Here is a 26713-nt window from a genome sequence, read left to right on the forward strand (position 1 = left end):
TCGTGGATCGATTCCACATCGTTCAGATGGTCTCAACAGCACTCAATATGGTTCGTGTCCAAGTGATGAAGACCGTCCCCAAGTCAAGCAAGTCATACCGCTTCATGAAGCGAGAATGGAAGGTGTTTCTAAAACGTTTCGAAGACCTTGAAGCCGTTAGGCCGACCTATCATATGAGCGTTGGTTACTACGACACAACGGTCAACTTAGTGTCTAAGTGTCTCGATTTGGACCCAGGCTTTCGTGCCGCATACGAGGTCTATCAAGCCATCCTAACTGCATTCAAGCAGGGCGACCCAGTGGCACTCGAACAAGCCTTGACCAGTTATCGCGCCCAAGGAAACCGTATGGATCAGGCCATTCGGTCTTTGAAGAAGTATAAAGAGCAGGTGCTTAATGCGCTACGCTTCAGTTATTCAAACGGCTTCCTCGAAGGAATCAATAGCCAGATCAAACGAATCAAAAATACAGCATACGGGTATAAGAACTGGATGAACTTCATCAACCGCATTTTCTTGGAGCGCGTCTGGTTCAAACCAAACGGCATTAAAAAGAGCGTCCGGACCAATTAAGGTCCAGACACTCTCATAAATCTGTATCAACTCCACTTGACGAAGAGCCAAAAAAGCAAGGCGGCCAAGCGCCAAGCCTGGCTGCAGCAAGCCGAGCGCATCGGGGTCCGGAGCTGACCCATCGCCAAAAAAGCCCGCCGCAACCTGCGACGGGCGCGTCGAAGCCACCGCACTCACAAAGTGCGGTGGCTTCGGCCTTATTTGGCTAGGATTCTGGCTTCGTCTTACCGTGGTGGTACACCACCGGTCTCGTCGGGGCCGCAGCTACCTCGCCGTGCGAGTAGGTCCCAGCTTGAAGCAACCGGTGGGGTGGAAAAGTCCTTTGCCCTGGTATCTCCTCCTAAGGCGGGGGAGTTGCACTAAAACGCGTACGTTTGAAAGCCGTGTGGCACTACACTGCGGCTTGGCATGGGTTGGGTACTAGAGGCGCTTGCGCTCCGGATCGTTCCCCTATGCGGCAGAGGTGCCAGCGCTGCGGCCACAACGCCATCCCCGCACTTGAACAATCATTCGAGTATAGCTTAACACCGGACCAATTGGGCGTCAATTTTTTAGACTCAAACCGTGAAAAAACTGATGGCAACCGCACTTATCGCGTCAAAACAGCGGTGCATTAGGACTAGCACATCATTTTCCCGTAAGCTGTCGTCGGCACGTTGCCTATTTCAGCCTCGCAAGCACATAACGTTACATTCCAACCAATCGCGTTTATACTAACATCAAAAGCCAAAGCGGGTGATGACAATGCAACAGCGCGAAGAACGGCCACGTTTCACCGTTCAGATTGTCGGTGGCTTCTCAGGCAAACTTCTCAATCAATCTCTTGAGATTACCAGGCATAAATTGCTGGTCGTCTCTGTTACCGAAGTGGTGATCGGCGACGTCACACTAACCTTCCCACCAACACTGGCGTATCTCGATTTTCATCCTGAGGCGTCACGGTTTGGTAAATTCATTTGGGAGGTTGGCGATATCCTTCAGCTCACCGGCCAAGTGATCCCATGCTACGAGTATCGGAGCCATGATGCCATCTCACGCCTCCGGATTGTCGAACAACGGTTTCACAGCCGTGTAATCTCCCACACCCAACACTGGTTAACGCAATTGCCCCGTGCAATCAACCGTCGTCAGTTAACTGCAACGCTGAATTGTTACCTCAGCCACCGACTCTCATTTAACCGATTTCAAGAACGGATGTGGCAGTTAGCACGACCGCTGCCTGCCCCCTACCAGCGAGCCCTCCATCATGTTCAGCTGGCCCAAGTACACGCAATCCGTAGCGTGTACCAGCAACGGGCATCGCTTGCACCGGAGCACCTATTAATCACCGGTGTCCGTCACCTAACCACAAAACGCCTCGCGACCCCAACACCGCCCCACAGCAGGCAACCGGCCATCCCTCTGGTCAAGGCACGCCTTCAAGATCCGGCTTATCAGACACAGTTGTTGCGCAGAATCACTAACCAAACACCGGTGTTCCCACCGCACACAGTGGCCATTCCAACCGACGCTGTCGCGCCGCTTGCGCCACCAGCCACCACCACGCCGGCGCTGACCCCCGCATCGCCCGCTGCTCAAACCCGAGCCCCCGCTCCGCCCCCTTTGTCATTGACCGTCACCGTGCAACAGGCCCAAACCGTGTGTTTGGCCCCAGCGACCGGTCCCCTCACGCCAGTGGACACCCTGACTGCCACCGTCTCCGACTTCGCCCTGCCGCCGCAAGCACCGGATGGCACCAGTGCCTACTTCAACCCGCACTTTGCGACCTTCCTGGTTTACGACGCCGCCCTGGCTCGCCTGCAGCTGACGCCGGGCTACCAAGGCACCCTCACCGGCACCCTGACGCAGGAGCGAGTAGTAGTGCGGGTACAACAAGCCGCGCTTGGCCGCGCCCAAAAGCAGGTGTTGCATCACCTGCGCCGGCTGCTCGACCAATCCCTCGCGACCACCGGCGACCCAATGCTTCCCGCCTACGACCAGCTTTCTGCCAGGCTGGCAGCAGGCCAGATTAACTTTGCCGCCTACCGCAAGGCGCTGGCCACACTTCGCCCAAAGGACGACCCGCCGCTGGCCGCCAGGCAGCTCTCCGCCTGGCAGGCCTTCGCCCAAAAGTACCAGGCGCTGACCACCCCGGCGTGGTTTTTGGACCGCATCACCGACCAGGAAACCCAAGAAGACGGCGCGATGCTGCCGATGCTTGCCATCGACGCCGCGCGGCTGAATGACGCCGCCTACCGCCACCAGCTGTTCGGCCGGTGGCAGCAAAACGCGGCCCAGGCCACCACGCCCGACTAGGAGGCGTCAGCCGCCGCTCCGCTCCGCCCCAGCCACGACACAACCAAACCCACGCCAAAAACGGCCACCGCGCAATCCGCGCGGTAACCGTTTTTGTGTTGTCCCGAAGGCGCTAGTGGCTGGCCACCGCCTGGCTTTGGGCCAGGTGCTTGTTGGCCGTCGCCAGCATCAGCCGGATGCGGTTGAGCTGGTTGACCACGCTGGTGCCGGGGTCGTAGTCGATCGGCGCGATGTTGGCGCCTGGGAACTGCTGGCGCAGCGCCTTGACCATGCCCTTGCCGACGATGTGGTTGGGCAGGCACCCGAACGGCTGCATGCAAATGATGTTCGGCACCCCGGATTTGAGCAGCTCGATCATTTCGCCGGTCAAAAACCAGCCTTCACCGGTTTGGTTGCCCAGGCTCAAGACCTTGCTGGCATCATGCGCGATGTCTTCGATCGCCTCGATGCCCTCGAAGCGCTTGGACGCCTTGAGGGCCTTTTGCATCGGCAGCTCGCACCAGCGGATCACCTGAATGGCGAACTCGCCGAACCACTTGGCCGACGCCTTGGCGCCGAGGTGGTCGTACTTGAAGACCTGGTTGTACAGCGAGTAGTTCATGAAGCCGACAATGTCCGGCACCACGGCCTCGGCGCCTTCTTTCTCCAGCAGGCGAACCAGGTCGTTGTTGGCGATTGGCGAGTACTTGACCAGAATTTCGCCGACCAGCCCGACCTTTGGTTTGACCGCATCGGTGAGCGGAATCGTGTCGAAGTCCTGGACAATCTGGGCGACGTTCTTCTTGAACTCGTGGAAGCTGCCCTTTTCAATCGACGGGCGAACCAGGTCCAGCCAGTCTTGGTGCAGCTTGTCGACCGCGCCTGCTTCGACCTCGTAAGGCCGGGTGTGGTACACCACCCGCTCGAACAAGTCGCCGTACAAAAAGGCGATGGCGACGCGCCGCAGCAGCGGCAGCGTAAACTTGAAGCCCGGGGTCTCCTCGACGCCTTGGTTGCCCAAAGACAGCGAGACCACCGGGATGTTTTCAAAGCCAGCGTCCTTGAGGGCCTTGCGAATCAGTGGAATGTAGTTGGTCGCGCGGCAGCCGCCGCCGGTCTGAGTCATCATCACCGCGGTTTTGTTCAGGTCGTACTTGCCGCTTTGCAGGGCCTCGAGCATCTGGCCGATCGAGATGATCGCCGGGTAGCAGGCGTCGTTGTTGACGAACTGCTGGCCGACGTCGACCGCCTTGCGGTCTTCCATCGGCAGGTTGACCACGTTGTAGCCCGACGCCTGAAGCGCGACGTCGACCAGGCCGGCCTGGTGAATCGGCGACATCATCGGCAACAGCAGCGTGTAGCCGCTTTGGGCCATCGCCTTGGTGAAGTCCACCGGCTCCGGCGCGTCTGCGAGCTTTTGCGGCAGGATGTGGCGGCCTTCGCGCTCGGCGACGGCGGCCTTCAAGGACCGCAGGCGGATGCGAATCGCCCCCATGTTGGTGCCTTCGTCGATCTTGAGGCTGGTGTACAGGCGGTTGTAGCGGTCCATGATTTCCTCGACCTGATCGGCGTCGATCGCATCGATGCCGCAGCCAAAGGAGTTGAGCTGGACGAACTCAAGCTGCGGCGTCTTGGCCGCGATTTTAGCCGCCGCGTAGAGCCGGCTGTGGTAGACCCACTGGTTGACCACGCGCAGCCCTTCGACGTCGCCGAGGTGGGCGATCGAGTCCTCGGTCAGCACGTGGAACCCTTCGGCCGTCATCAGTTGGGAGATACCGTGGTTGACCTCGGGATCCAGGTGGTACGGCCGCCCGGCCAGCACGATGCCGTGCTCACCGGTGGCCATCAGCATCTTGAGCGTGTCCTCGCCGCGGTTTTGGATCTGCTGGTGGAAGTGGGCGAGCTCCTTGTAGCCGGCCTCAAGCGCGTCTGTGACTTCTTGCTTGGTCACGCCGAAGTCCTGCAGGCACTCGTACAAGTTGGCCGCGGTGCCGGCGTGATCGGCCAGGTTCAAATAAGGCGAACGCATGTCGACTTGCCCCGAGGCGATTTCGTCGACGTTGTTGCGGATCACCGCCGGGTAGCTTTGAACGATCGGGCAGTTGAAGTGGTTTTGGGCCTGCTGGGACTCGGTCACCTCGTAGACCACCGCGGGGTAGAAAATGTGCTGGTAGCCCTTGTCGATCAAGGCCTGGATGTGGCCGTGAACCTGCTTGGCCGGGTAGCAGACGGTGTCGCTTGGGATGGTTTCCATCCCTTTTTCATACTGGGCCGCCGAGCCCTTGGGCGACAGCTCCGCGCGAAACTTCAACTGGGTGAAGAAGGTCTGCCACAGCGGGTAGTTCTCGTACATGTTCAAGACCCGCGGCAGGCCGATGGTGCCGCGAACCGCGAGCTTCTTGCGCATCGGCTTGTAGGAAAACAGCAGGTTGTACTTCTCCTGCACCAGGTTGACCTTGCCGTTGTCCTTGGGCTGACGCATTTTGAGGCCCCGGGCCTCACCTTTTTCGCAGCGGTTGCCGGTGACGAAGCGCCGGCCGTCGTTGAACACGGTGATGGTCAAGGCGCAGTTGTTCTCGCAGCCCCCGCAGTGCATGTACTCCTTGGTGAAGGTCAGATCGTCCATCTGGGCAGGCTCAAGCATCGTGGTGTGGTCGCCGGCGGCCGCGGCGTCTTGGGCGATCAGGGCCGCGCCGTAAGCGCCCATCAGCCCGGCGATGTTGGGCCGGATGACGTTGACGCCGGCGATCTGCTCGAAGGCACGCAGCACGGCCTCGTTGTAGAAGGTCCCGCCTTGGCAGACGATGTGTTGGCCCATGTCCGACGGCTTACGCATCTTGATCACCTTGAACAAGGCGTTTTTGATGATCGACACGGACAGGCCGGCGGCGATGTCGCCGATGGTCGCGCCTTCTTTTTGCACCTGCTTGACCTTGGAGTTCATGAACACGGTGCAACGCGAACCCAGGTCGCTGGGGTGCTTGGCCAACAGCGCCGCCTGGGCGAAGTCTTGAATCTTGTAGTTCAGGCTGGTGGCAAAAGTCTCCAAAAACGAGCCGCAGCCGCTGGAACAGGCCTCGTTGAGCTTGATGGTCGACAGCGCGTGGTTCTTGATGGTCATCGCCTTCATGTCCTGGCCGCCGATGTCCAAAATAAAGTCGACGTCCGGCTGGAAGTAGCTTGCCGCGCGGTAGTGGGCGACGGTTTCGACCTCGCCGATGTCCACCATCAAGGCGTTTTTGATCAAATGCTCGCCGTAGCCCGTCACCGCGGCCTTGGCGATGGTGACGCCGGCCGGCAACTTCTGGTACATGTCGCGCATGATCTGCTTGGTTTTCTCCAGCGGGTCGCCGTCGTTGCTGTCGTAATAAGTGTACAGCAGCTTGCGGTCCGTGCTCATCAGGGCCACCTTGGTCGTGGTCGACCCCGCGTCGATGCCCAAGAAGGCTTGACCCTGGTAGCTGGCCAGGTCGCGGGTGTCGACCCGGGCTTCGGCGTGGCGCTTGCGGAATTCCTGCAGCGCGTCGTCGTCTTCAAACAAGGGCGTCAGCGCATGCGCCGGGCGCATGCCCGAATCGTCACCGTGCTCGAGGCGATCGAGCAAGGCGACCAGCGTGGTCTGCGGCTGGTCTTCAGCGTAAAAGGCCGCCCCCTTGGCCACGAACAGCTGCGGGTCGGCGGGGAACACCACCTGCTCCGGGGTCAGGTGCAGCGTGGTGATGAAGCGTTCGCGCAGCTGGTCCATGAAGTACAGCGGCCCCCCGAGGAAGGCGACGTTGCCGCGAATCTTGTGGCCGGCGGCAAGGCCGGAGATGGTCTGGTTGACCACCGCCTGGAAAATGCTTGCGGCGATGTCGGCCTTGGCCACCCCGTCGTTGATCAAAGGCTGCACGTCGGTCTTGGCGAACACGCCGCAGCGGCTGGCGATCGGGTGGATCACCTTGGCGTCTTTGGCCAGTTCGTTGAGCCCGTCGGCGTCGACCTTGAGCAGCGTCGCCATCTGGTCGATGAACGCGCCGGTACCGCCGGCGCAGGAGCCGTTCATGCGCTGCTCGAGGCTGGCGCCGAAGAACGTGATCTTCGCGTCCTCGCCGCCCAGCTCGATCGCCACGTCGGTTTGGGGAATCAGGGTCTCGACCGTTTTGGTGCAGGCGATCACCTCCTGAACGAACTTGAGGTTCAGCAGGTTCGCCAGCCCCATGCCGCCGGAGCCGGTGATGGTCAACGACAGGTGCGTCAACGGGCCGAGCTCGTGAATCGCCTCTTCGATGATCTTGTGGCTAGCCGCCTTGACGTCTGAAAAATGCCGCTCGTAACGGGCGAACTGGGTGTGGTGTGCCTCGTCCATCACGACGAGCTTAACGGTGGTCGACCCCACGTCGATGCCGCCGATCCAATGTTGTGCCATGCTTCCTCCTGGGCGTCCGCAGACGCCTTGCCGCCGGCGTCTTCAGGCGGGGCAGCGCGTTGTGTCTTACTTTTGCTTGGCCGCGACGGCTGCGATCAGCGAATCCGTGAACGCGTCGAGGTTGGCCAAGTCTTCGTCGTTGGGCTCCAGGTCGATTTTGACGCTGGCCGCGCCTTGCGTGGCACCGGTGCCCTTGAAGGCCGCTTCGAACATCTCAACGGCCGTGCAGAAGCGCTCGTAGGCGGTGTCGCCAGACCCCGCCACACCGAAGACCTGATCGGGCAGCGCCAGTTCCTGCAGCTCGTCGTAAAAATCCAGCGCCTCGTCCGGCAGCTCACCATCGGTCACGCCGGAGTAAGTGTAAGACGCGACCACGCACAAGTCGACGTCCAAGAAATCCTCGGCCACCGCCTGGGAAATCTCCTGCACGTCGGTGTCGTAACCGGCCGCCTCCAGCCGCTCATTGATGTGGTTGGCGATGAGTTCATTGTTGCCAGTCAGGCTGGCGTAGACGATCAATGCTGATGCCATGTTGTCCTCCTTGGGCCCTGCCCTAAATGTGGTGAGTACTTACTCATACGATAGTCCGATGTTGCCGACCGCGCAACATTTTTGTGCCCTTTTGCACAAAATGTCACATTGCCCGGGGCCGGCCGGACCGGCTGGGCTCAGCGCCGGGCGACCGCCGCCGGCCCGGGCTCATTGAATGCGCGACCCCTGCGGCCGCCACGGCCCTGGACCACCGCAGCCTGGCCGCAATCACCGCCGCCGGTCCTGGCTCACCGGCCGCGCCAGCGCCGCGGCGCTTCGCTGCCCCGCTCACGCAAAAGGCGGCCCGAGTCATCGGGTCGCCCTTCACTTGACGGCTAGCGGTTTGTCCATGATGGTCACGGCCACAACGTTCAGGTCGCCCAGGTCCGTGGTGGTCGCGCTGACCGGCACGAAGCCTTGGGCCTGCCAGAACGCGGCGGCCGGCTTGTTGTCGTCGACCACGGCGACGCGCAGCCGCTGGTAGCCCTTGAAGCGCTCGGCCAGTTGCGCCACCACCTGCGAGCCGAGGCCGCGGCGCTGGTTGGGCCCGGCCAACAGCAGCAGGCCGATGTAGACGGTGCCGGCATCCGGGTAGCCGACCAGCAGGTCCAAGACCCCGACCGGCACGGCGTTTTCAAGCAGCAGGCCGTAGTGCTTGGCTGAGGCCGGCGCGTCTTGCGGCTTGGCCAGCCGGTCCTCCGTCACCGTCGCGCGAGTCGGCGCCGGCTGGTGCGTCAGGCGAAAATAATCCGGTGCCGCCTGGTACAGGGCCAGTGCCGCCTTGCGGTCGGACATCGCGCTGACGGGTTTGAAAGTCAGCATGTCACGCCTCCTTCAAATAGAGCTGCTTGAGGTCGGCCTGCTCGCCACGCGACAGCGCCAGCCCCGCGCTCAGGTACTGCGCCATGCCACCGAACTCGCTTTGAATGGTGGCCAACGCCGCGTCCAGGTACTCCGGCCGCGCGATCCAGAGATCGGCGAGGCTCGCCTGCATGTTGGCGTTGGCGCCTTCCTGCTTGGCGGCCGCAATCACCTTAGCCTTTTGGCCGCCGACGTACTGGTTGGTCGCCAGGTAGTCCTCGCGAATCGTGGCCTCCGGCACCCCCAGCGCCGCCAGCGCGAACACCGCGGCCATGCCGGTGCGGTCCTTGCCGGCCGAGCAGTGAAACAGCACGGCGCCGTCGGTTGAAGCCAGCAGCAGGTCGAAAAAGTGGCGGTAGGCCTTCTTGGAAGTGTCGTTGGTGATGAACTCGCGGTAGGTTTTCAGCATGTTTTTGTAGCCGCCCTTGGGGTCAAAGGCGAACTCGGCCTGCTCCTCCGCCCAGGACTTGGTCACCTGGGTCTTGTCGTACGGGAAAACCGGGTTGAAGTCGTAGGTCGCCCCCACCGGCAGCCGGTCGGGCGCGGCCTCGCGTTCCTCCGGCGAGCGAAAATCCAGGTCGGTGGTGACGCCGTGAGCCGCCAGGAAGGTCTGGTCGCGCTCGGACAGCTGATCGAGCTTGCCGGCTCGGACCAGCCGGTGGCCGGCCACCACGCGGCCGTCAGCCGTGCGGTAGCCACCCAGGTCGCGGAAGTTGTAGCCGTGATGAATGTTCAGTAGTTGGACCAAATCCTGATTCTCCTTTGTAATAGACTACCTATACCCTACCCGACTGACCGGACCATGTCCAGGTGGGGAATCCCGTCTTCGAGGTAAACCGAAGAGGTCGGGACAAAGCCGAACCCGGCGTAAAAACCTTGCAGGTAGGCCTGCGCCTGAATGCGAACCGGCTGCCCCGGGTCCCGCCGCGCAATCTCTGCCAAGGTCGCCTCAACCAAGCGCCGGCCCAGGTGGCGGTGGCGCTGCTCGGCCACCACTAGCACCCGGCCAAAGCTGATCGCCCCACCATTCGGCCAGGGTACGATTCGCGCGTAGGCGACCAGCTCGCCGCAATCTTGCAGCATCACATGCACCGCCTGAAAGTCACGCGCGTCGACCTCTTGGTAGGCGCAATTTTGCTCAACGACGAACACCTTGGTGCGAGCCGCCAGAATCGTCAACAGCTCACTGGGCGTCAGCGCCGCCGTCTCCTTAATCACCAGGTCCATCACTGCGCCTTCTTCATGTACAACACCAGATCGGCCACCGGCGCCACCTCGTCTTCGGCGACCGGCCGCTTGCCGTCCAGCCACACGCCGGAGCCGTCCGGCACGTAGCCGCGCCGCACGTACAGCCGCTGAGCCGGTCCGTACCCCGGATGCAGGCCGACGCCAAGCGTCACCGGCAGTCCCGCCGCAAGCTCCGCGGCGGCCATCAAGGCGGTGCCGACGCCGCGCTTTCGAAAGGCCGCAAACACGTTGAAGTCGGTAAGCTCCGGTAGCTGCCCCGCCCAGGGTCCGTGCAGCGCCTTAGGCAAAAGCGTCAGGTAGCCGGCGACTTGACCGTCACTTTCTGCGACGAACACCCGCCGCGAGCCGGCCTGCTGCTCGGCCCAATACTGCGCAAGCACCCGCGGCCGCTTCGGCCAACCCATTGCCGCGAAGCCGGCGTTGATCGCCGCAATGTCTGATTCTCGCATCTCGCGAATCATGTGTCGCCTCCTAATCGGCGAACGGCGTCTCACCGTTCAGAAAATGCCGCACCGCTCGTTCGTGCTGCGGTGAAAACAGTTGCGGCAAGGCATTGGGCGCAAAGTACCGCAGCGCCTTGGTCTCGTCGTTCTCGGCGTTCAGCCGGCCTCCCACCGCGCGGCAGGCGAAAAACAGCACGACGCACTGCGCGACGTCGCCGTTGGCGTAGTGCTGAATTGCGTCTGAGTCGACGCCGAGCAGCCGCGTCGGCACCACCTCAAGCCCGGTTTCCTCAAGAAACTCGCGCTGGCAGGCCGCCGTAGCCGTTTCGCCGAACTCCAAGGCGCCGCCGGGCAACCCCCAGCCCCCGTCGCTTCGCGCCTGAAGCAGAATCGCCCCGGTCGCGTCGGTGACAATTCCCCCGGCAAAGGTCAAAATCACCGGTGCATGACCGACCACCTGGCGCAGATCGTGAATGTAGTCCATAACATCCTCCTCGGCTTGCTTACTCGATTAGCTCGTTTAGCTCGTTTAGCTCGTTTAGCTCGTTTAGCTCGTTTAGCTCGTTTAGCTCGTTTAGCTCGTTTAGCTCGTTTAGCTCGTTTAGCTCCAGTATACCGTTGCCGCCCAGGCGGCACAACGGCGAGTGCGAGGAGGACGCGGCCGCCACGCCACCCCCTTACCACCGCAACCCTCACCACCGCAACCCAAAGACCCCCGAGCCGCAAAACGCGCGGTTCGGGGGTCACAGGGTCTGAGTCAGTCGCCGACGGTGCCGTTGCCGTTGACGTCGTGGCCGGTGAGGTGTTCGACCTCGGCCATGTAGTCGTGCTGGGCATCGTCTGGCGGCAAGTTGTTCTTGGGAATCTCGTCGACGTTGGCGAACATCTCGATGTGTTGGCGCAAGTTGACGAAGGTCATCGGCGCGTTGCCGCCGAACTCGCCGTCCAGGTTAATTTTCATCTCGCCGTCGTCGAGCCGGGCGGCCTTGAGCCGCTGGGTCTTGGTGTAAATGATGTTGGCGTCATCGACGTGACGGCCACCGTTCAAGACCTTGGCCATCAGCACCAGGATGTCGCCGAGGTTGCCGGTTTTAACCACGATCAGCGAGAACTTGCCGTCGCCCAGAGACGCGTCGGGCACGATCTGCTCGAAGCCGCCGATGGAGTTGGTCATCGCCAGCAAAAACATCGAGGCCGGGCCGTCGTACGTGCCGTCGTCGAACTCCAGGTGCATCGGCACCGGCCGCACCCCCGGCAGCATCTCCGCGCCCTTCAAGACGTAGGCGAAGTAGCCGAAAATCGACTTGAACTCCGACGGCACGGCGTAGGTCAGCTCGGTGAGCATGCCGCCGGCCGCGATGTTCATGAAGTAATGGTCGTTGGCCTGGCCGATGTCCATCAGCAGGGTTTGGCCCTGCAGAATCATTTTGGCCGCGGCCACCGGGTCCTCGCGCGGAATGCGCAGGGCCCGGGCGTAGTCGTTGGTGGTGCCGGCCGGGATGATCGCCATCTTGGGCCGCTTGGGGCTTGGTGCGACCCCGTTGACCACCTCGTTGATGGTGCCGTCACCGCCGGCGGCCACGATCAGATCAAAGCCCTCGGCCGTCGCCCGGGCCGCCTCAGTCTGGGCCGACAGGGGCGTCGGCGTCGTTTGAAAGGCGCTGCTTTCGTAGCCGGCCTGCTCCATCACGTCCAAAATATCCGCGACGTAGCGCTTCATGCCTTCGTTACCGCTGGTGGGGTTATAAATCAGTCGTGCCCGTTGCATGCGGGGCCTCCTTTTACCGCTTCTTCAGCTCGCTCATCAGGATTTGGTTAACCACTTTCGGGTTGGCCTTGCCGTGCGTCTCCTGCATGATCTTGCCGACCAAAAAGCCGATCGCGCGGTCCTTCCCGTTGTGGAAGTCGTCGATACTCTGCTGGTTATCGTCCAGCACCGCGTCGATGATCGGGGTCAGCTTGGCCGGATCGGACAGCTGCACCATCCCCTTGGCCTCGACCCAGGCCTTGGGATCCGTGTCGTTTTGAATGATCTCCTTGAAGACCTTCTTGGCGATTTTGCTGGAAATGGTGCCGTCTGCGATCAGCTTGATCATCGAGGCCAGGTGAGCCGGGGTCAAGGCGACCTGCTTGAGCTCGACGTGTTCGGCGTTCAGGTAGCCTGACACCTCGCCCATCAGCCAGTTGGAGGCGAGCTTCGGGTCGGCCCCGGCGGCCACGGTGGCCTCAAAGAAGTCGGACATCTCAAGCGTGTTGGTCAACACGCCGGCATCGTAGGCCGGAATCTTCCAGTCTTCGACGTAGCGGCTGCGCCGTTTGGCCGGTGGCTCCGGCAGCGTCGCTGCGACCTCATCGATCCAAGCCTGTGAAACATGTACCGGCGGCAGGTCGGGCTCCGGGAAGTAGCGGTAATCATCCGCGCCTTCCTTGACGCGCATCAGGATGGTCTCCTTCTTGTCGACGTCCCAGCGCCGCGTCTCCTGGCGAACTTCGCCTCCGGCCATCAGAAGCTGCACCTGGCGCTTTTGCTCGAAAGCCAGGCCGTCTCGCACGTGAACGAAGCTGTTCAGGTTCTTGATTTCTGTCTTGGTACCGTACTTGTGGCTGCCGATCGGCGCCACGGAGAGGTTAGTGTCGACACGCATCGACCCTTCCTCCATCTTGACGTCGGACGCGCCGGTGAACTGCACGATCTGGCGCAGCTGCTCGAGGTACTGGTAGGCCTCTTCCGGGCTTGCGATGTCGGGCTCGGACACGATTTCGATCAGCGGCGTCCCCTGCCGGTTCAAGTCGACGTAGGAGTAACCGTCGTCTTCGTGTTGGTTTTTGCCGGCGTCTTCTTCGACGTGCAGCTCGTGGATGCCGATGCGCTTCTTTTGGCCGTCGACTTCGATTTCGATGTAGCCGTTGGTGGCCAAGGGCGTCTCGGATTGCGTGATCTGGTAGGCCTTGGGGTTATCCGGGTAAAAATAGTTCTTGCGGTCAAAATGGGTGTCGCGCGTGATGTCGGCGTGAAGCGCCAAGGCGACCATGATGCCGTAGCTGTAGGCCCCTTTGTTGATGCTCGGCAAAACGCCCGGGAAGCCCCAGTCGATCACGTTGGTCTGGGTGTTAGGCTCGGCGCCGTAAGACACCGGTGACGGCGAGTACATTTTGGACTTGGTCTTCAGTTCGACGTGGACCTCAAGCCCGATGGTGGTTTCAAAATTCATTCTGCACCTCCTGGCAGCTGGGCCAAGTAATCGTTGGCGGCTTCAAAGGCTTCGGCCGCCTGGAAAATCGTGGCCTCGTCAAAGGCCTTCCCGATCAGCTGCAGCCCCACCGGCATCTTATCGACGAAGCCGGCCGGAATGGAAGCGGCCGGCAGCCCCGCCAGGTTGACCGGAATGGTCAGGATGTCGTTCATGTACATGGTCAAGGGATCCGTGACCTTGTCGCCGATCTTGAAGGCAACCGTCGGTGTGGTCGGGCCCATGATCAGGTCGTAGTCTTCAAAGACTTTTTCGAAGTCGCGGGTGATCAGGGTGCGAACCTGCGCCGCCTTTTTGAAGTAGGCGTCGTAAAAGCCGGCTGACAGGCTGAAGGTCCCCAGCATGATGCGCCGCTTGACCTCGGGCCCGAAGCCTTCGGAACGCGACCGCACGTAGACGTCGGTCAGGTTCTTGACGTCTTGGGCCCGGAAGCCGTAGCGGATGCCGTCGAAGCGCTGCAGGTTGGAGCTGGCCTCGGAGCTTGCGATGATGTAATAGGCCGGCACCGCGTACTTGGTGTGCGGCAGGCTGACGGTGTCGACCGTCGCCCCGAGCTCGCGCAGCTGGGCCGCGGCCGCCTGAATCTTGGCGGCAACCTTGGGATCCACGCCTTCGCCCAAGTACTCCTCAGGCAGCGCGATCTTGAGCCCGGCGACGCCCTTGTGCAGGTTGGCGGTGAAGTCCGGCACCGGCTCTTCGGCCGTGGTCGCGTCCTTGTCGTCGTGGCCGGCGATCACGTTCAGGGTCAAGGCGGCGTCTTCGACGCTGCGCGTCAGGGTCCCGACCTGATCGAGGCTTGAGGCAAAGGCGATCACGCCCCAGCGCGACACGCGGCCGTACGTCGGCTTGACGCCGACGATGCCGTTGAAGGCCGCCGGCTGGCGAATCGAGCCGCCGGTGTCGGTGCCAAGCGCCATCGGCACCTGGCCGGAGGCGACGGCCGCGGCACTGCCGCCTGACGAACCGCCCGGCACCCGGCTGTGGTCCCAGGCGTTTTTGGTCACCTGAAAGCCGGAGTTTTCCGTCGAAGAGCCCATGGCGAACTCGTCGAGGTTGACCTTGCCGACGTTGATTGCCCCGGCTGCCTGCAGCTTCTCGACCACCGTCGCGTCGTAGATCGGCTCGAAGTGCTCGAGGATTTTGGAAGCGGCCGTGGTGGTCAGGCCGTTGGTCACGATGTTGTCTTTGATCGCCACCGGAACGCCGGCCAAGGGCTGGCTGAAGTCGCCCTTAGCGTCGACGGCTTCGGCTTGCGCCTGGGCCTTGGGGTTACGCGCCAAAAAGGCGGCGACGTCTGGGTCGATCGCATCGATGCGGGCGTTGGCCGCGGCGACCAAGGCGGCCGCCGTGGTCGCGCCGTCTTGAAGCGCCTGGTGCATTGCGGTGATGGTTAACTGATCCGCCACTAGTCTTCCTCCTTGTCGATGATGGCCGGCACCTGAATCAACGTCCCCTTGCGCGTCGGCACGTTTTTGAACAGGTCTTCCACGTTCGTGTCGTTGTGCGGCACGTCTTCTCGCATCACGTTGTGCAGGTGAATGCTTTGGGTCGTGGCCGGCACCCCAGTGGTGTCAACTTCTTCCAGCTGTTCCACCATGTTCAGAATCTCGCCGAGCTGGTCGGTGTATTGGTCCAGCTCCGCATCGGTAAAGCTCAGCCGCGACAGCTCTGCGACATGGGCAACACTTTCCTTGGTGATCATCGAATCCCTACTTTCCTTGGGTCAACGCGAAAAGCCAGCCACGAATGACTGGCCTCGGGCCCGTATTCTCATCATAGTTTACCATAAACCACCGGGCCACACGCGCCAAACTTGGCGCCTGGCCGCGGTTTTGGGTCGCGCTAGTAGCTGCCGAAGACGTGGGTGGTGAAGGTCTTTGCGCCGCTTTCACGGGCCAAAAAGGCCTGGATCCCCTGCGTAGCCTGAATCGTGATCTCGATTTTGGCGCCGCTTGGCAGGTACTTGGCGGCGCTGGTCGCGACGTACTGGGTGAAGCTTTCCACCTCGGTTTCGCCGTAGAACTGGGTGTTGATGGTCACGTTCAGGCCGCTCAACGCGCCGTCTTCGTAATGGGCCTGGGCGGTCACGCCGGCCAGCGTCGGGAAGAAGTTCTCGACCTGACTGGAAAACGTGCTGAAGTCCGTGGCCACCGTCGAATTGACGGGCTTGGCGTTATTGACCACCGGCAACACCTCGTTTTGCTGGTTGATGGTCTGCCAGTTGCCCAGCGTGGTGCCGCTTTTGGCCGTGACCGAGGCGAAGAAGGTCCCGCCGACCAAGGCGTCTCGCGCCGCGTTCTTGTACAGGCTGACCACGATCGGCACGTTTTGGCCGACGCCGCTCATCTTGCGAACCCGGGCGATCACCTCCGCGGCCATCTTCTTGCCCTCGGTTTTGAGCTTGGCGTCGTCGATGTGGGTGGTGTAGGTCGCACCGTACTTCTCTTTTTGGTAGTAGTCGTAGGCGTTGAGGCCCAAGGCGATCGCGATGCCGCCGTACTTGAGCTTGCTGCCGCTTTGCAGCATGTAGTCTTGCTCGACCATGCTTTGCAAGTACATCGGCCGCCGCGTGGTCTCGCCGGTCTTCTTGTTGTCGACCGGGTTGAGGCCGTCCGGGTTGGTCTTGCTCTTGCGGTTCAGCCACTTAGTCGCCGTCGCCGTGCTCAAGAGCTGCCCCTCTTGGAACACGTACTTGGACGTCGCGAAGTGGGTCTTGGCGATGTCCTCCAGGCCGATTTCCATGCTCTTGACGTTGAAGCTGTTGCCGCCTTGCACGTTGGTCTGAAGCGTCAGCCCCCGCGCCGAGCTGGTCTGGTAGCGGCCGTTTTTGATCACGCCTTGGTACAGGCTGTCATCCACCGTGCCGGTGGTTTGATACGTCGCGGTTTTGGTGCCGGAGCTTGCCGTGCTGGTGTTGTCGAAGCTCAGCTTGCCGCACCCCACCAAGGTGACCGCGATCAGGCCGATGGCACCAGCTAAAAATTTCTTCATTCGTCATTCTCCTTTGGTTTCTCCGCAAGCGCTTGGCGCAGGGCCGCCTGGTCCATCACGGTGACGCCCAGCTCCTGGGCGCGGGTCAGCTTGGACCCCGCCGCCTCACCGGCCACCACCAGGTCCGTGCGTTTGGACACAGACCCGGTGACCTTGGCGCCTTGGGCCTTCAGCAAGGCGGTCAGCGCCGGGCGGGTGTAATCGGCGAAGGTGCCGGTGATGACCACGGTCAGACCGGCGAACGGCCCGGTGGTCGCCACCGGCCCGGCCCCGCGGTAGGTCAGGTTGACCCCGGCGGCTCGCAGCTCCTCGATCAGCACCCGGGCCCCTGGGTTTTGGAAGTACGTCGTGACCGCCTCTGCGATGGTCGGGCCGATACCGTCGACTGCGGCGATGGTCTCGGCATCGGCCTGGGCCAGGTGGTCCAAGTCGCCGAAGTGGGCGGCCAGGCTGGCCGCGGCCTTGCCGCCGACGTGGCGGATGCCTAATCCAAATAGTAGGCGTTCCACGGAGTTTTGCCGACTCAAGTCGATGGCCTTTAACAAATTATTAACGGACTTCTCCTTGAACTTGTCTAGCGTCGCCAAGGTGTCCGCGGTCAGCCGGTACAGCCCGGCGACATCCGCCACCAGCTTGCGGTCCAGCAGCTGCGCGATGATCTTGGGCCCCAGCCCGTCGATGTTCATCGCGTTGCGGGAGGCAAAATGGGTCAGCTGCTCTTGCACCTGCGCCGGGCAGCGCGGGTTGACGCAGCGCAGCGCCACCTCGTCGTCCAGGTGAACCAAAGGCTCGCCGCAAGACGGGCAGGTGGTGGGCACCGGCGCCTTCACACTGTTCGCCGGCCGCTTAGCCATCACCACGGTAGAGACCTCGGGAATGATGTCGCCGGCCTTGTGCAGCCGCACCGTGTCGCCGATGCGAATGTCTTTGGCTGCGAGCATGTCGACGTTGTGCAGCGTCGCTCGCGCCACCGTGGTGCCGGCCAAAAGCACCGGCGTCATCACCGCGGTCGGCGTCACCACGCCGGTGCGGCCGATGGTCCACTCGATGTCAAGAACCTGGGTTTCGGCCTCTTCCGGCGGGAACTTGTAGGCGATTTCCCAGCGCGGCACCTTGACTGTGTTGCCCAGCTCCGCCTGAAGCGCCAAGTCGTTGACCTTGACCACGATGCCGTCGATGCCGTAAGCCAAGGCGTCGCGGTCGGCGGTTTGGGTCGTGATGTAGGTGTCGATGGTGGCCAAGTCGGCGGCCACCACGCTGGTCGGGTTGGTGGCAAAGCCGAGCCGCTGCATGAACGCCAGCGCCTCGTGCTGCGTGGTCAGGCCGTACCGCTCGGGATCCACCACGGTGTACAGGAAGGTCGCGAGGCTGCGCTGTTTGGTCACCGCCACGTCCAGCTGGCGCAGGCTGCCGGCCGCCGCGTTGCGGGGGTTGGCAAAGGGCGGCTCGCCGGCCGCCTCACGCGCCGCATTGAGGGCGGCAAAGGCCTTTTTGGGCATGTAGCACTCGCCTCGCACCTCGATGTCTAACGGCTCCGGCAGCGTCTGGGGAATGTCTGGAATCGTGCGAACATTGGCCGTCACGTCCTCGCCGACGTTGCCGTCGCCGCGGGTCGACCCCTGCACCAGCCGACCCTTTTCGTAGACCAAAGACAAGGACAGGCCGTCGATTTTGAGCTCGACGTTGTAGGCCACCGGCTGGCCGACGCCGGCCGCCAGCCGCGCCGCCCAGTCCTCAAGCTCCGCCAGCGAAAAGACGTCGCCCATCGACAGCATCGGCACGGCGTGTGGCACCTTGGTGAAGTCCGGCGACACCGCATCCCCGACCAGCTGCGACGGCGAATCCGGCGTCACCAGGCTCGGGTCTTGGGCCTCAAGCGTGAGCAGTGCCTGGTAGGCCTGATCGTACTCGTGATCCGTGACGCTCGGGGCGTCTTCGGTGTAATAGGCCTTGCGCCAGCCGTTGAGCTTGGCCACCAAAGCCTGGTGCTGCGCGATTTCATCAGATTGTGCCATCTTGTCTCCTCCGTTTTTGATTACAGCCTCAAAGGCGTCCGCCAATCCTGGGCGATGCCACCCGGCCAACCGCCTGCAAGGCCGCCTCTTGCTGGCACGGCGACCGCGTCGCCCGGCGGGGCCTACTGCTTGACGATCGGGGCGAACGCCGTCAGCAGGCGCTTGACGCCTTGCTGTGGGAAGGCGATGTCAAGCTCTTGATCGTCGCCTGTACCCGAGACCTTGACCACCGTGCCGACGCCCCACTTGCGGTGTTCGGCCTTGTCGCCGACCGCCCAGGCCACCTTGCCGGCGGCGCTTTGCGGGGCGGCCACGACCTTGGCCTTGGTGCCGACCGGGTGGCGCGAGTAGGTCGGCGTGACGGCGCGTTGGGTGCGGTCGATGAACGGGATGTTGGTCTTGGGCTGCGCCTGGCCGGCCCGGGTCAGCAGGTCGTCATCGATTTCGGTGATGAAGCGGCTTTCCGGGTTGTTTTGGCGCTGGCCGTACAGCATGCGGCCGTAAGCGTTGCTGAGGTACAGCTTGGACTTGGCGCGGGTGATACCGACATACGCCAGGCGCCGCTCCTCCTCCAGTTGCGTCTCGTCCATCGCGGCGCGTGACAGCGGGAACAGCCCCTCTTCCATGCCGACCAGAAAGACCACCGGGAACTCCAGCCCCTTGGCGGCGTGAAGCGTCATCAAGGTGACCTCTTGAGCGTCTTCTTCGACGTCGTCTTGATCGGACAAAAGCGACAGCTCGGCGAGAAAATCGACGAAAATGTCCGAGTCTTCTTCCTCCGGCTGGTACCGGGCGTCGAACTGCTGAGTCACCGACAGGAGTTCCTGCAGGTTTTCGATGCGGGTGTCGGCCTCAACCGACCCCTGAGCCTTGAGCGTCGGCAGGTAGCCACTGTCCTCAAGAATTGCCTCCATCAAGGCGGTCACGGAGCCGCCTTGGCGCTTGGCCGCAATTTTTTCGATGGTCGCGCCGAACTTGACCAAGGCGGTTCGCGCCTTGCCGCCGACCGGCGAGAGCTCGGCGTTAGTCGCCGACTCCAGCAGGCTCCAGCCGTTGTTGTCGGCGAAGGCCTGGAGCTTTTCGATGGAGGTCGCGCCGATGCCGCGCTTGGGCTCGTTGACGATGCGGTTGAAGGACATGTCGTCGGCCGGGTTCACCACCAGGCGGAAGTACGCCAGGGCGTCTCTGATTTCCTTGCGGTCGTAGAACTTGTGGCCGCCGACCATTTTGTAGGGAATGCTCGACTTGACGAACGCCTCTTCGATTGTTCGCGACTGGGCGTTGGTGCGGTACAGGATGGCAAAATCACCGTACTGGCGGTGGTGTTCCTGCATCTGCGCCTCGATCTCCTTGATTACGAAGAACGCCTCGTCCATTTCGTTTTGGGCGCGGTAGTAAGTGATCTTCTCGCCAGTCTTGTTTTGCGTCCACAACGTCTTGACCTGGCGGGTCTTGTTGTTTTTGATTACCGCGTTGGCGGCGGCCAAAATGTTCTTGGTCGAGCGGTAATTTTGCTCGAGCATCACCACCTGGGCCGTCGGGTAATCCTTCTTGAAGTCCAGGATGTTTTGCATGTTGGCGCCGCGCCAGCCGTAGATGCTTTGGTCGGCATCCCCGACCACGCAGACGTTGTGATAGCCCTCGCCCAACATGTGGACCAGTTGGTACTGGGCCTCGTTGGTGTCTTGGTACTCGTCGACGTGGATGTATTGGAACTTGCGCTGGTAGAATTCAAGCGTCTCCGGGTTGTCTTGGAACAACACGATGGTCTGCATGATCAGATCGTCGAAGTCCAGCGCCTGATCGGAGCGAAGCCGCCGCTGGTACTCCTTGTAGACGCTTGCGACCACCTGCTCCATCGGCGTGGCCGCGCTTTTGGCGTAGTCCTCCGGCGTCTGCAAGTCGTTTTTGGCGTTGGAGATGATGCTGAGCAAGGCCTTGGGGTCGTAGCGCTTGGGGTCCAGGTTGAGGTCGGCCAAAATGTGCTTGACCAGCGTTTTTTGCTCGGCGGGGTCGGCGATGGTGAAGGCACGGTTCATGCCGAGCTTTTCGATGTCGCGGCGGAGTATGCGAACGCACAGCGCGTGGAAGGTCGACACCCAGACGTCACGGGCGAGCTCGGGGTCCAGCAGCTTGCCGACCCGCTCGCGCATTTCCTTGGCCGCTTTGTTGGTGAAGGTGATGGCCAAAATCCGCCAGGGGTTGATGTTTTTCTCCTCGATCAGGTAGGCGATGCGGTGCGTCAACACCCGCGTCTTCCCCGACCCGGCGCCGGCCATGATGAGAACCGGCCCCTCGGTCGCAAGGACCGCCTCTTGTTGCTTATCGTTCATACCAGTGAGTGCAGAATCCATGGAATCGAATCGTCCTTTCGCAAAACCGTTGGCGGCAAGTTGCAGACGCGACCAGCGCGTATCTTTGTCCATTGTACCAGAAAACGCGGCAACACCAAAGGCGCCGCCACCGGAACCAAACCCCGGTGCGACGCCCTTTGAGTCGCGTTAGCTGTCATTGGCCGCAACTGGCGCGGCTAATCGCCCAGCCTTTTTTCACCCGTCAGCTGCTGGATGGCGGTGATGTCTTGGGTCACCTCGAGGCAACCGAGGTAGCGGTTGGCCTGGTCGGTGATGGCGAAGTAGCGAATGTACACCATCCGCTCACCGTGCAAGTTAATCCAAAAATCGGCGTGCTGCTCGCGCCCGGCGTGAAAATCGGCCAGGATCTTTTCGACCTTGTCCACGGAACGCGGCGGGTGGCAGTTTTGCACCTTGCGGCCGATGACGGCGGTGGTGCGGGGAAAAACTCGCTCGCCGGAATCGGAGAACCACCGCACCGTGTCCGTCTCATCGACGAAGGTCAGATCAAGCGGCAACAGCCGCAGCACGTGGGTCAGCTGGTCCAGATCGAAGCTGCCGGTCGGCAACAGCACCCGGGCCGGATGCACCCCGTCGATTTCGATGCGACCGCCTTCGGTGCCGGAGGTCGCCCCGGGAGCGGGCGAACCGCCAGCCGCCAGTGCCGCCGCGATGGCAGCCGGCATGCCGGCGGGCGCCGCGTCTGCCCCTGAGGCATCACCGGCGGCTGCGGCTGCGTTGGCGCCTGTTGCGGCAGCGGCGGTGGCTGCGTCGGTCGGCTCGGCGCCGGCCGCGGTACCGGCAGCGGCAGCGGCCGTGGCCTTGCGCGGCGCAATCGTGATCCGCGGTCCGGCCGGCGCGGCGTCGTCACGCGCCGCGGTTGCGGCCGCAGTCGGAGCCGCGGCCGCCGCGCCTTGGGCAGCTGCGGCCAGCTTGGCCTGCACCTCAGCCGGCGCCGGGGTGTCTCGGTGAATCTGGGCCAGCAGCGCGGCGTCGCTTGGCGCCTGCTGCCGCGTTGAGCCGAGGTCCTGGCTGGCCGCCAGTGCCTTGGCCATTTCGTTCAGCTCCGCGGCCATTTTGCCCGGCTTAGGCTTGGCCGCCAGCTCCGCGGCGGTCGGCTGCCACGGCAACGGCGTGGGAATCAGGGTGAAGCCGATAGCCGGCGATTCGTGCTGGATCAGCGCCCAATCCGCGGCGGAGAAGACCTCAAGCACCATCGGCAGCATGATCTCCTCTTCCTTGAACACCATTTCGTCGACTTCCTTGGCAACCTTTTCGACCGCCGCCTCGACGTCGTACTTGTCGGCCGCCGGTTCCTGGGCCAAAAGGCGCCGCGCCGCGCGGATCCAGGCGCGAATATCATCATCGACGCCCCACATCACCTTGGGTGGCGCCGTGATGCCGTACTTGTCCATCAGGGGGAAAATCAGGTTCTCCTTGCGCAGGTAATGCTTGTCGATGGTGGCCAAATCCGCCAAGGCCGCCGTCATGCGGCCGTGCTGCACGGCGTCGGTGCCGCTTTGCTGCCACTTCTTCAAGGCCGGCAGCAGCTCGTCGTTGAGCAAGGACATCAGCACCACGTTTTCGAGCTTCATCACCTGCACCGGGTGGCCGGGGATCGCTTCCATCGGCGTTTTTTCGCCGTTGTTGATTTTGCCGCGAAACACCGCGGCGTGAACGTTGCACAGCGTCTGAATCTCCATCGGGTTCAGGCCGCTTGCAATCAACTCCCGCTCGGCGCTGGTGATTTCGGCCACGTCGACGCCATCGAAGGTCGCGTCAAAAATGGCCTTGGCGGCCTCGAAGCTGCCGCCTTCGTGCAGCATCGACAGGATCTGCACGATTTTTTTCTGCCGGTCCACGGCGTTGTGATCAGTCATCTTCTCTCACCTCAAACCCGGCGGCGGCCAGGGCCGCGACCAGGGTGTCCTTGTCAATGTGCTTCATCCGGGCGCCCTTGGCCAGCGTCATGAAGCGGCCGACCGTGTTCAACAGCGCCGGGTCGGTCACGCCGTCCAGACCCATCGCCACCATCACCGGCACAATCGCCGGTTGGGCCAGCACCAAGTCCCGCACCGGGGTGTTCAGGCTAATCGTTGTCATCTCGTCACTCCTTAGGCTTGCAACAGTTGGCCGACCTTGGCGACCGCGGCGGCCGGCACCACCGGCCGGCCCTGCAGGTAGGCGTACAGCGCGTGGGTGGTCAGCGCGTCGTACAAGGCGCCATGCGCCATCACGGCGTTGAGGCCGAGGTAGATGCGGTACTTGGACAGACTGACCTCGGGCATGCCGGGCATCGGGCCGCAGTCTTCGGCCAGCTTGGCGACGTCCAGCACCCGCTTGGGCTGTGGGAAAAGCGCAAACTGCCGCCGCAGCACCGCCAAGTCCCCGCCGCGAACGGAAAAGCCCAGCAGCGCGTCGTCGCCGACAAAGCCCAAAAAGGCGGCCAGCGCCGCGTCCGGCGCCTGGCCGTAGCGGTTGAGCAGCCGGGCGTCAAGCGCCGTCATGCGCTGCGACTGCAGGTTCAGGTGCAGATTCGCCGGAATCTTGACGAAGGTGTTGAACGCGTCGACCAGGCGGCCCTGCCGCACCTTCAACGCCCCAATTTCGGTGATGAACCAGCCCTCCCGCGCATTGCCGCTGGAGAATTCGAGGTCGAACACGGTGTAGTCGACCGGCGCCGCCATCGCCAGCACCAGCGGCTGTTCGCGCTTGGTGAACGCCGGATGAACCGCCTGGGGGTAGCGCTTGGCGACCAGTGCCTTGGCCCGGGCGGTGGCGGCGGCTCGCTGCGCCGGGCCGGCCCAGTGGGTCGCCTTGGGACCGCCCAACACAATCGGGGCGATGCTCTCGGCCGCGAACGCCTGGGGCCAAGGCGTCATCATCTCCCGCTGCACCAGCGGCAGCCCGGCTTTTTGCAAAAGCGCCTGGGTCTCGGCCGCCACTGGCCCGTACAGCGTCACGGTCAGCTCGCGGTCCGGCTCCAGCCGCAGCCGGTGGCAGACCGCCTGAAGCGCCTGCAAGTGGTTGGCCACCGCTCGCACCCGGCCCCAGTCGGCGGCAAGTTGCGCCGGCAGCTGCGCCGGGTCGCGCAGGGTCGCAACGTAAGCGGCGATCACCTTGCGGATCACTTTGTCGACCGGCTGGCCCGGCCGCGGCTTTTCCCACAGCTCGACGTGCGGCGTGAGGCTCGGCGCGGCCACCCGGCAGCCGGCCAACGTCAGCCGCGCCGGCCACAGCCCTTCGACTTGGACCAGCGTGGTCGCCTCCACCGGCAGCACCGCCACCTGGGTCTTGGTCCCGCCGCCAAGCGTCGCCAAAGCCTGCAGGGCGGTTTGAAGCGTCACCGGCCAATCCGCGGCCGTCAGCGGTTGTTGCACGATTGCCTTGAGTTCCACAATGCCACTTCTTTCTTCGCGATTGCGTCGGCCCCAAGCGTTTCTGGTATACTGGGGGCAGACACCTTGTGCCTAATATCATAGCATAATTGAGCGGAGGCGACACCGTGGCCCTATGGCACCTCATGTTTTCAAGGCCGGCTTATCCCAAAGGCCAGATCAAGCACATCGTCTATACCCTGCAGGACGCGCAATCCTTCGGCGGCTTTGCGCTGAACAACGTGGGGATTGTACGTGAGACGACGGAGCTTTGGTACGTCGACCTCGATTTTGTCCAGCCAATCGGCCTGACCCAAGGGCTGTTTGAGGAAATGGTCAAGTACTTGGTGGTGCTGGCCGGCCGCCTGGACCACGCGCCGCTGCCCGTGTACTTTGCGGTGATGCAGCGCAGCCTGGCGGATCTGGACATCACCTACCACCAGTACCAAGATCACAGTATCGACATCATGTTCTGGCAGGGACCGCCAATTGTGGCCCCGCCAAAGGACCAATCGCACCTGCATTTTCGCGACGACGCGGAGGAGGAATGACTATGGACCCGATTCAATACGTGTGCCCCAAGTGTGGCAACCACAGCTACGAGGCCGACAAGTTTCAGGCCACCGGCGGCAATTTCGCCAAAATCTTCGACGTTCAAAACAAGCGCTTCGTGACCGTGTCCTGTACCCAGTGCGGCTACACCGAGCTGTACCGGCAGACCACCAGCACCGGCATGAACGTGCTCGACTTCCTGATGAGCAACTAAACACCAAAAGCGGCCGCCTCAACTTCTGCGTTGAGACGGCCGCTTTCGCGTTCAGGGCCAGGCGACGGCTCGGGCCACGGTCAGGGCCGCGGTTCGCCTGACGATTCGACTGACGGTTCGGGCTGCATTCCGGGTTCCGATTCGAGTAGCGGTTCGGGCTGCAATCCGGGTTTCGATCCAGACTGCGTTCCGGGCCGCGGCTTTCATTGCGGTCAGGGCCGACCTTGGGACTGTGATCCAGAGTGCAGGCCGGGCCGCGGCGCTTGCGGCAGCCACCCGCTCGCTTGACGCACTACCGCTTCGCACTTTCGGGTACGGTCACGCTTTGGTCCACCCGGCTGCGGCCGGTGGCGTAATCGTAGTGGATGCCGGTCTGCACGTTGAAGATGTAGACGTTGAAGTCGAGCCCCTGCAACGCCTTGGCGCGAAGCCAATACCCCCGCGGCATCAGCTCGCGACCGCGAAACACGGTGGTCACCTTGTAAATGACGCGCTGGTGGTTGGCCAATGCGTCTCGCACCTGCTGCTCGAAGGGCTGCATCAGCACCTGGTTGGCGTATTCGGTTTGCGACGCCAGGTTCTTCGGATTGTCACTTGAGCCCAACGCGCCGGCGGAATAATGACCGTCCTCATCCAGGTTGCCGGACAGCGTGTAGGCGATCAGGTGACCGCGGTTTTGCCGGTTAACCCGGCGGCCGTCGACCCAAGTGTAGCGGTTGTGCCAGCCGGTCGGCGTGAAGCTTTGGCCGGGCCGCCCCGCCGACTTGATCAGCGTCCGGGCGTCGAGGTCGCCGACATTGGTGGTCGTGCGGTTGAGTGAATCCAGATCCCCGTACTGAATGCGTGGCCCGGCCCAATCGCTCAGCGAAAGTCCTGCGTGGCCGCCGTTGACATCGATCACCGGATCGCTGTCGTTCGGGTAATCCAACGCGGCCAGCTTGGCGTAGGTCGCCTGGTCACCCTTAGCCGCCACCGTGGTGGTGGTCGGTGCCTGCGACGAAGGCTGTGACTGCTGCCAAGTGTTGTAGCCCCACGCGACCACCGCCACCAGCGCCGTGATTGCCAGGCTGGCGAGGCTCGCCTGCTTGCGTCGTCTTCTTGTCATGTTTCTCCCCCTTGGTATCAAAAAAGCCTCGCAATCTGCGAGGCCGTGCTGCCGTCTACTGGATTCGAACCAGCGACCCCTTCATTACGAATGAAGTGCTCTGCCAACTGAGCTAAGACGGCATAATTATATTTTTGACCCGTACGAGATTTGAACTCATGTTACCGCCGTGAAAGGGCGGTGTCTTAACCACTTGACCAACGGGCCATCGCAACAACAAGATTGATTATACCTGACGAAAAACGCGGTGTAAACCCCTTTTTGCGGGCGGCAGGAATAAAAAAACAGGCCGTTACGGCCCGTATCTCCTCCGGATGTCAGGCTCGAACTGACGACACCCTGATTAACAGTCAGGTGCTCTACCACTGAGCTAATCCGGAAAAACAAAAAAAGCGCGGCAGCTTCCTACCCTCGCAGGCAGTCACCCACCAACTACTCTCGGCGTTGAGAAGCTTAACTTCTGTGTTCGGCATGGGAACAGGTGTATCCTTCTCGCTATCGCCACCGCACTTCTATT

The 26713-nt window shown here is 62.4% G+C and carries 22 protein-coding genes, 3 tRNA genes and 1 rRNA gene; 4 read left to right on the top strand and 22 right to left on the bottom strand.

From position 1 onward, the window contains the following. Together ACYVRZ_RS12405 and ACYVRZ_RS12410 are read left to right on the top strand one after the other, a co-directional pair. Window positions 1-572: transposase (locus ACYVRZ_RS12405; RefSeq protein WP_461227307.1), on the top strand; the 572-nt coding region annotated here is incomplete at its 5' end. Window positions 573-2246: 1674 nt separating this feature from the next. Beyond that, the gene (locus tag ACYVRZ_RS12410; RefSeq protein WP_461227309.1) at window positions 2247-2867 is read left to right on the top strand and encodes a hypothetical protein; all 621 of its coding nucleotides are present in this window, start codon (window positions 2247-2249) and stop codon (window positions 2865-2867) included. Between the two features lie 112 nt (window positions 2868-2979). Here ACYVRZ_RS12410 and ACYVRZ_RS12415 read toward each other — a convergent pair whose 3' ends face one another. The 17 genes from ACYVRZ_RS12415 to ACYVRZ_RS12495 form a co-directional block, all read right to left on the bottom strand. Beyond that, window positions 2980-7254: an acyl-CoA dehydratase activase-related protein gene (locus ACYVRZ_RS12415; RefSeq protein WP_461227310.1), complete on the bottom strand. Its 4275-nt coding sequence runs from the start codon at window positions 7252-7254 to the stop codon at window positions 2980-2982. Between the two features lie 66 nt (window positions 7255-7320). Further along, window positions 7321-7785: a flavodoxin gene (locus tag ACYVRZ_RS12420; RefSeq protein WP_461227312.1), complete on the bottom strand. Its 465-nt coding sequence runs from the start codon at window positions 7783-7785 to the stop codon at window positions 7321-7323. Window positions 7786-8109: 324 nt separating this feature from the next. Further along, entirely contained in the window at window positions 8110-8607 is a 498-nt protein-coding gene (locus ACYVRZ_RS12425) for a GNAT family N-acetyltransferase (protein WP_461227314.1), read from the bottom strand. A gap of 1 nt (window position 8608) precedes the next feature. Beyond that, on the bottom strand, window positions 8609-9394 hold the full coding sequence (locus ACYVRZ_RS12430) for a tyrosine-protein phosphatase (protein WP_461227316.1): 786 nt from the start codon (window positions 9392-9394) through the stop codon (window positions 8609-8611). A 35-nt stretch (window positions 9395-9429) separates the two neighbouring features. Then, window positions 9430-9873, bottom strand: a complete 444-nt coding sequence (locus tag ACYVRZ_RS12435) for a GNAT family N-acetyltransferase (protein WP_461227318.1) — start codon at window positions 9871-9873, stop codon at window positions 9430-9432. After that, window positions 9873-10355, bottom strand: a complete 483-nt coding sequence (locus tag ACYVRZ_RS12440) for a GNAT family N-acetyltransferase (RefSeq protein WP_461227320.1) — start codon at window positions 10353-10355, stop codon at window positions 9873-9875. Before ACYVRZ_RS12440 ends, ACYVRZ_RS12435 begins: the two co-directional genes overlap by 1 nt. 10 nt (window positions 10356-10365) lie before the next feature. Then, a complete protein-coding gene (locus tag ACYVRZ_RS12445) occupies window positions 10366-10821 on the bottom strand; it encodes an NUDIX hydrolase (RefSeq protein ID WP_461227322.1) in 456 nt (151 codons plus the stop codon). Window positions 10822-11094: 273 nt separating this feature from the next. Continuing rightward, window positions 11095-12105, bottom strand: coding sequence for a diacylglycerol kinase (locus tag ACYVRZ_RS12450; protein WP_461227324.1), 1011 nt, complete (start codon window positions 12103-12105; stop codon window positions 11095-11097). A 13-nt stretch (window positions 12106-12118) separates the two neighbouring features. Next, window positions 12119-13549: an Asp-tRNA(Asn)/Glu-tRNA(Gln) amidotransferase subunit GatB gene (gatB, locus tag ACYVRZ_RS12455; protein ID WP_461227326.1), complete on the bottom strand. Its 1431-nt coding sequence runs from the start codon at window positions 13547-13549 to the stop codon at window positions 12119-12121. Continuing rightward, window positions 13546-14967 (bottom strand): Asp-tRNA(Asn)/Glu-tRNA(Gln) amidotransferase subunit GatA, encoded by a 1422-nt coding sequence (gene gatA / locus ACYVRZ_RS12460; protein WP_461227344.1) that lies wholly within the window; start codon window positions 14965-14967, stop codon window positions 13546-13548. Before gatA ends, gatB begins: the two co-directional genes overlap by 4 nt. A 26-nt stretch (window positions 14968-14993) precedes the next feature. Beyond that, complete coding sequence (gatC, locus tag ACYVRZ_RS12465) at window positions 14994-15290, bottom strand: Asp-tRNA(Asn)/Glu-tRNA(Gln) amidotransferase subunit GatC (protein ID WP_262316810.1); 297 nt, start codon at window positions 15288-15290, stop codon at window positions 14994-14996. A 140-nt stretch (window positions 15291-15430) separates the two neighbouring features. Further along, entirely contained in the window at window positions 15431-16579 is a 1149-nt protein-coding gene (locus tag ACYVRZ_RS12470) for a CamS family sex pheromone protein (RefSeq protein WP_461227328.1), read from the bottom strand. Next, window positions 16576-18594 (bottom strand): NAD-dependent DNA ligase LigA, encoded by a 2019-nt coding sequence (ligA, locus tag ACYVRZ_RS12475; RefSeq protein ID WP_461227330.1) that lies wholly within the window; start codon window positions 18592-18594, stop codon window positions 16576-16578. The genes ACYVRZ_RS12470 and ligA overlap by 4 nt, the downstream gene beginning before the upstream one ends. Window positions 18595-18716: 122 nt before the next feature. Then, entirely contained in the window at window positions 18717-20948 is a 2232-nt protein-coding gene (pcrA, locus tag ACYVRZ_RS12480; RefSeq protein WP_461227332.1) for a DNA helicase PcrA, read from the bottom strand. Between the two features lie 176 nt (window positions 20949-21124). Further along, entirely contained in the window at window positions 21125-22828 is a 1704-nt protein-coding gene (locus ACYVRZ_RS12485; RefSeq protein WP_461227334.1) for a DUF438 domain-containing protein, read from the bottom strand. Next, window positions 22821-23051 carry a DUF1858 domain-containing protein gene (locus ACYVRZ_RS12490; protein ID WP_461227336.1) on the bottom strand — a complete coding sequence of 77 codons (231 nt, stop codon included), beginning with the start codon at window positions 23049-23051 and terminating at the stop codon, window positions 22821-22823. The genes ACYVRZ_RS12485 and ACYVRZ_RS12490 overlap by 8 nt, the downstream gene beginning before the upstream one ends. A gap of 11 nt (window positions 23052-23062) precedes the next feature. Beyond that, window positions 23063-24346, bottom strand: a complete 1284-nt coding sequence (locus ACYVRZ_RS12495) for a 3'-5' exonuclease (RefSeq protein ID WP_461227338.1) — start codon at window positions 24344-24346, stop codon at window positions 23063-23065. A 107-nt stretch (window positions 24347-24453) separates the two neighbouring features. Between ACYVRZ_RS12495 and ACYVRZ_RS12500 the strand changes: the two genes are divergently transcribed. Together ACYVRZ_RS12500 and ACYVRZ_RS12505 are read left to right on the top strand one after the other, a co-directional pair. Continuing rightward, on the top strand, window positions 24454-24876 hold the full coding sequence (locus ACYVRZ_RS12500; protein ID WP_461227340.1) for a hypothetical protein: 423 nt from the start codon (window positions 24454-24456) through the stop codon (window positions 24874-24876). A gap of 2 nt (window positions 24877-24878) precedes the next feature. Continuing rightward, window positions 24879-25091, top strand: coding sequence for a zinc ribbon domain-containing protein (locus ACYVRZ_RS12505; protein ID WP_262316802.1), 213 nt, complete (start codon window positions 24879-24881; stop codon window positions 25089-25091). Window positions 25092-25383: 292 nt separating this feature from the next. On the opposite strand, the gene ACYVRZ_RS12510 is transcribed toward ACYVRZ_RS12505, so the two are convergent. The 5 genes from ACYVRZ_RS12510 to rrf all read right to left on the bottom strand — a co-directional run bounded on the left by ACYVRZ_RS12510 (window position 25384) and on the right by rrf (window position 26705). Then, the gene (locus ACYVRZ_RS12510) at window positions 25384-26196 is read right to left on the bottom strand and encodes a DNA/RNA non-specific endonuclease (RefSeq protein WP_461227342.1); all 813 of its coding nucleotides are present in this window, start codon (window positions 26194-26196) and stop codon (window positions 25384-25386) included. A 49-nt stretch (window positions 26197-26245) separates the two neighbouring features. Beyond that, window positions 26246-26318, bottom strand: a tRNA-Thr gene (locus ACYVRZ_RS12515). A gap of 13 nt (window positions 26319-26331) precedes the next feature. Then, window positions 26332-26403: transfer RNA gene (locus ACYVRZ_RS12520), tRNA-Glu, on the bottom strand. 101 nt (window positions 26404-26504) lie between these two features. After that, a tRNA-Asn gene (locus ACYVRZ_RS12525) sits at window positions 26505-26576 on the bottom strand. A gap of 12 nt (window positions 26577-26588) precedes the next feature. Continuing rightward, window positions 26589-26705: ribosomal RNA gene (rrf, locus tag ACYVRZ_RS12530) — 5S ribosomal RNA — on the bottom strand. Window positions 26706-26713 lie beyond the last annotated feature (8 nt).

This window comes from Lacticaseibacillus suihuaensis, assembly GCF_054785075.1.

What these genes read in the sequence shown, in the direction of transcription:
- ACYVRZ_RS12485 (WP_461227334.1), bottom strand. Translation starts at nt 22,828, where the DNA reads ATGACTGATCACAACGCCGTGGACCGGCAGAAAAAAATCGTGCAGATC.
- gatC (WP_262316810.1), bottom strand. Translation starts at nt 15,290, where the DNA reads ATGATCACCAAGGAAAGTGTTGCCCATGTCGCAGAGCTGTCGCGGCTG.
- ligA (WP_461227330.1), bottom strand. Translation starts at nt 18,594, where the DNA reads ATGGCACAATCTGATGAAATCGCGCAGCACCAGGCTTTGGTGGCCAAG.
- gatB (WP_461227326.1), bottom strand. Translation starts at nt 13,549, where the DNA reads ATGAATTTTGAAACCACCATCGGGCTTGAGGTCCACGTCGAACTGAAG.
- ACYVRZ_RS12445 (WP_461227322.1), bottom strand. Translation starts at nt 10,821, where the DNA reads ATGGACTACATTCACGATCTGCGCCAGGTGGTCGGTCATGCACCGGTG.
- ACYVRZ_RS12415 (WP_461227310.1), bottom strand. Translation starts at nt 7,254, where the DNA reads ATGGCACAACATTGGATCGGCGGCATCGACGTGGGGTCGACCACCGTT.
- pcrA (WP_461227332.1), bottom strand. Translation starts at nt 20,948, where the DNA reads ATGGATTCTGCACTCACTGGTATGAACGATAAGCAACAAGAGGCGGTC.
- ACYVRZ_RS12420 (WP_461227312.1), bottom strand. Translation starts at nt 7,785, where the DNA reads ATGGCATCAGCATTGATCGTCTACGCCAGCCTGACTGGCAACAATGAA.
- ACYVRZ_RS12435 (WP_461227318.1), bottom strand. Translation starts at nt 9,873, where the DNA reads ATGGACCTGGTGATTAAGGAGACGGCGGCGCTGACGCCCAGTGAGCTG.
- gatA (WP_461227344.1), bottom strand. Translation starts at nt 14,967, where the DNA reads ATGCACCAGGCGCTTCAAGACGGCGCGACCACGGCGGCCGCCTTGGTC.
- ACYVRZ_RS12505 (WP_262316802.1), top strand. Translation starts at nt 24,879, where the DNA reads ATGGACCCGATTCAATACGTGTGCCCCAAGTGTGGCAACCACAGCTAC.
- ACYVRZ_RS12425 (WP_461227314.1), bottom strand. Translation starts at nt 8,607, where the DNA reads ATGCTGACTTTCAAACCCGTCAGCGCGATGTCCGACCGCAAGGCGGCA.
- ACYVRZ_RS12490 (WP_461227336.1), bottom strand. Translation starts at nt 23,051, where the DNA reads ATGACAACGATTAGCCTGAACACCCCGGTGCGGGACTTGGTGCTGGCC.
- ACYVRZ_RS12440 (WP_461227320.1), bottom strand. Translation starts at nt 10,355, where the DNA reads ATGATTCGCGAGATGCGAGAATCAGACATTGCGGCGATCAACGCCGGC.
- ACYVRZ_RS12470 (WP_461227328.1), bottom strand. Translation starts at nt 16,579, where the DNA reads ATGAAGAAATTTTTAGCTGGTGCCATCGGCCTGATCGCGGTCACCTTG.
- ACYVRZ_RS12450 (WP_461227324.1), bottom strand. Translation starts at nt 12,105, where the DNA reads ATGCAACGGGCACGACTGATTTATAACCCCACCAGCGGTAACGAAGGC.
- ACYVRZ_RS12510 (WP_461227342.1), bottom strand. Translation starts at nt 26,196, where the DNA reads ATGACAAGAAGACGACGCAAGCAGGCGAGCCTCGCCAGCCTGGCAATC.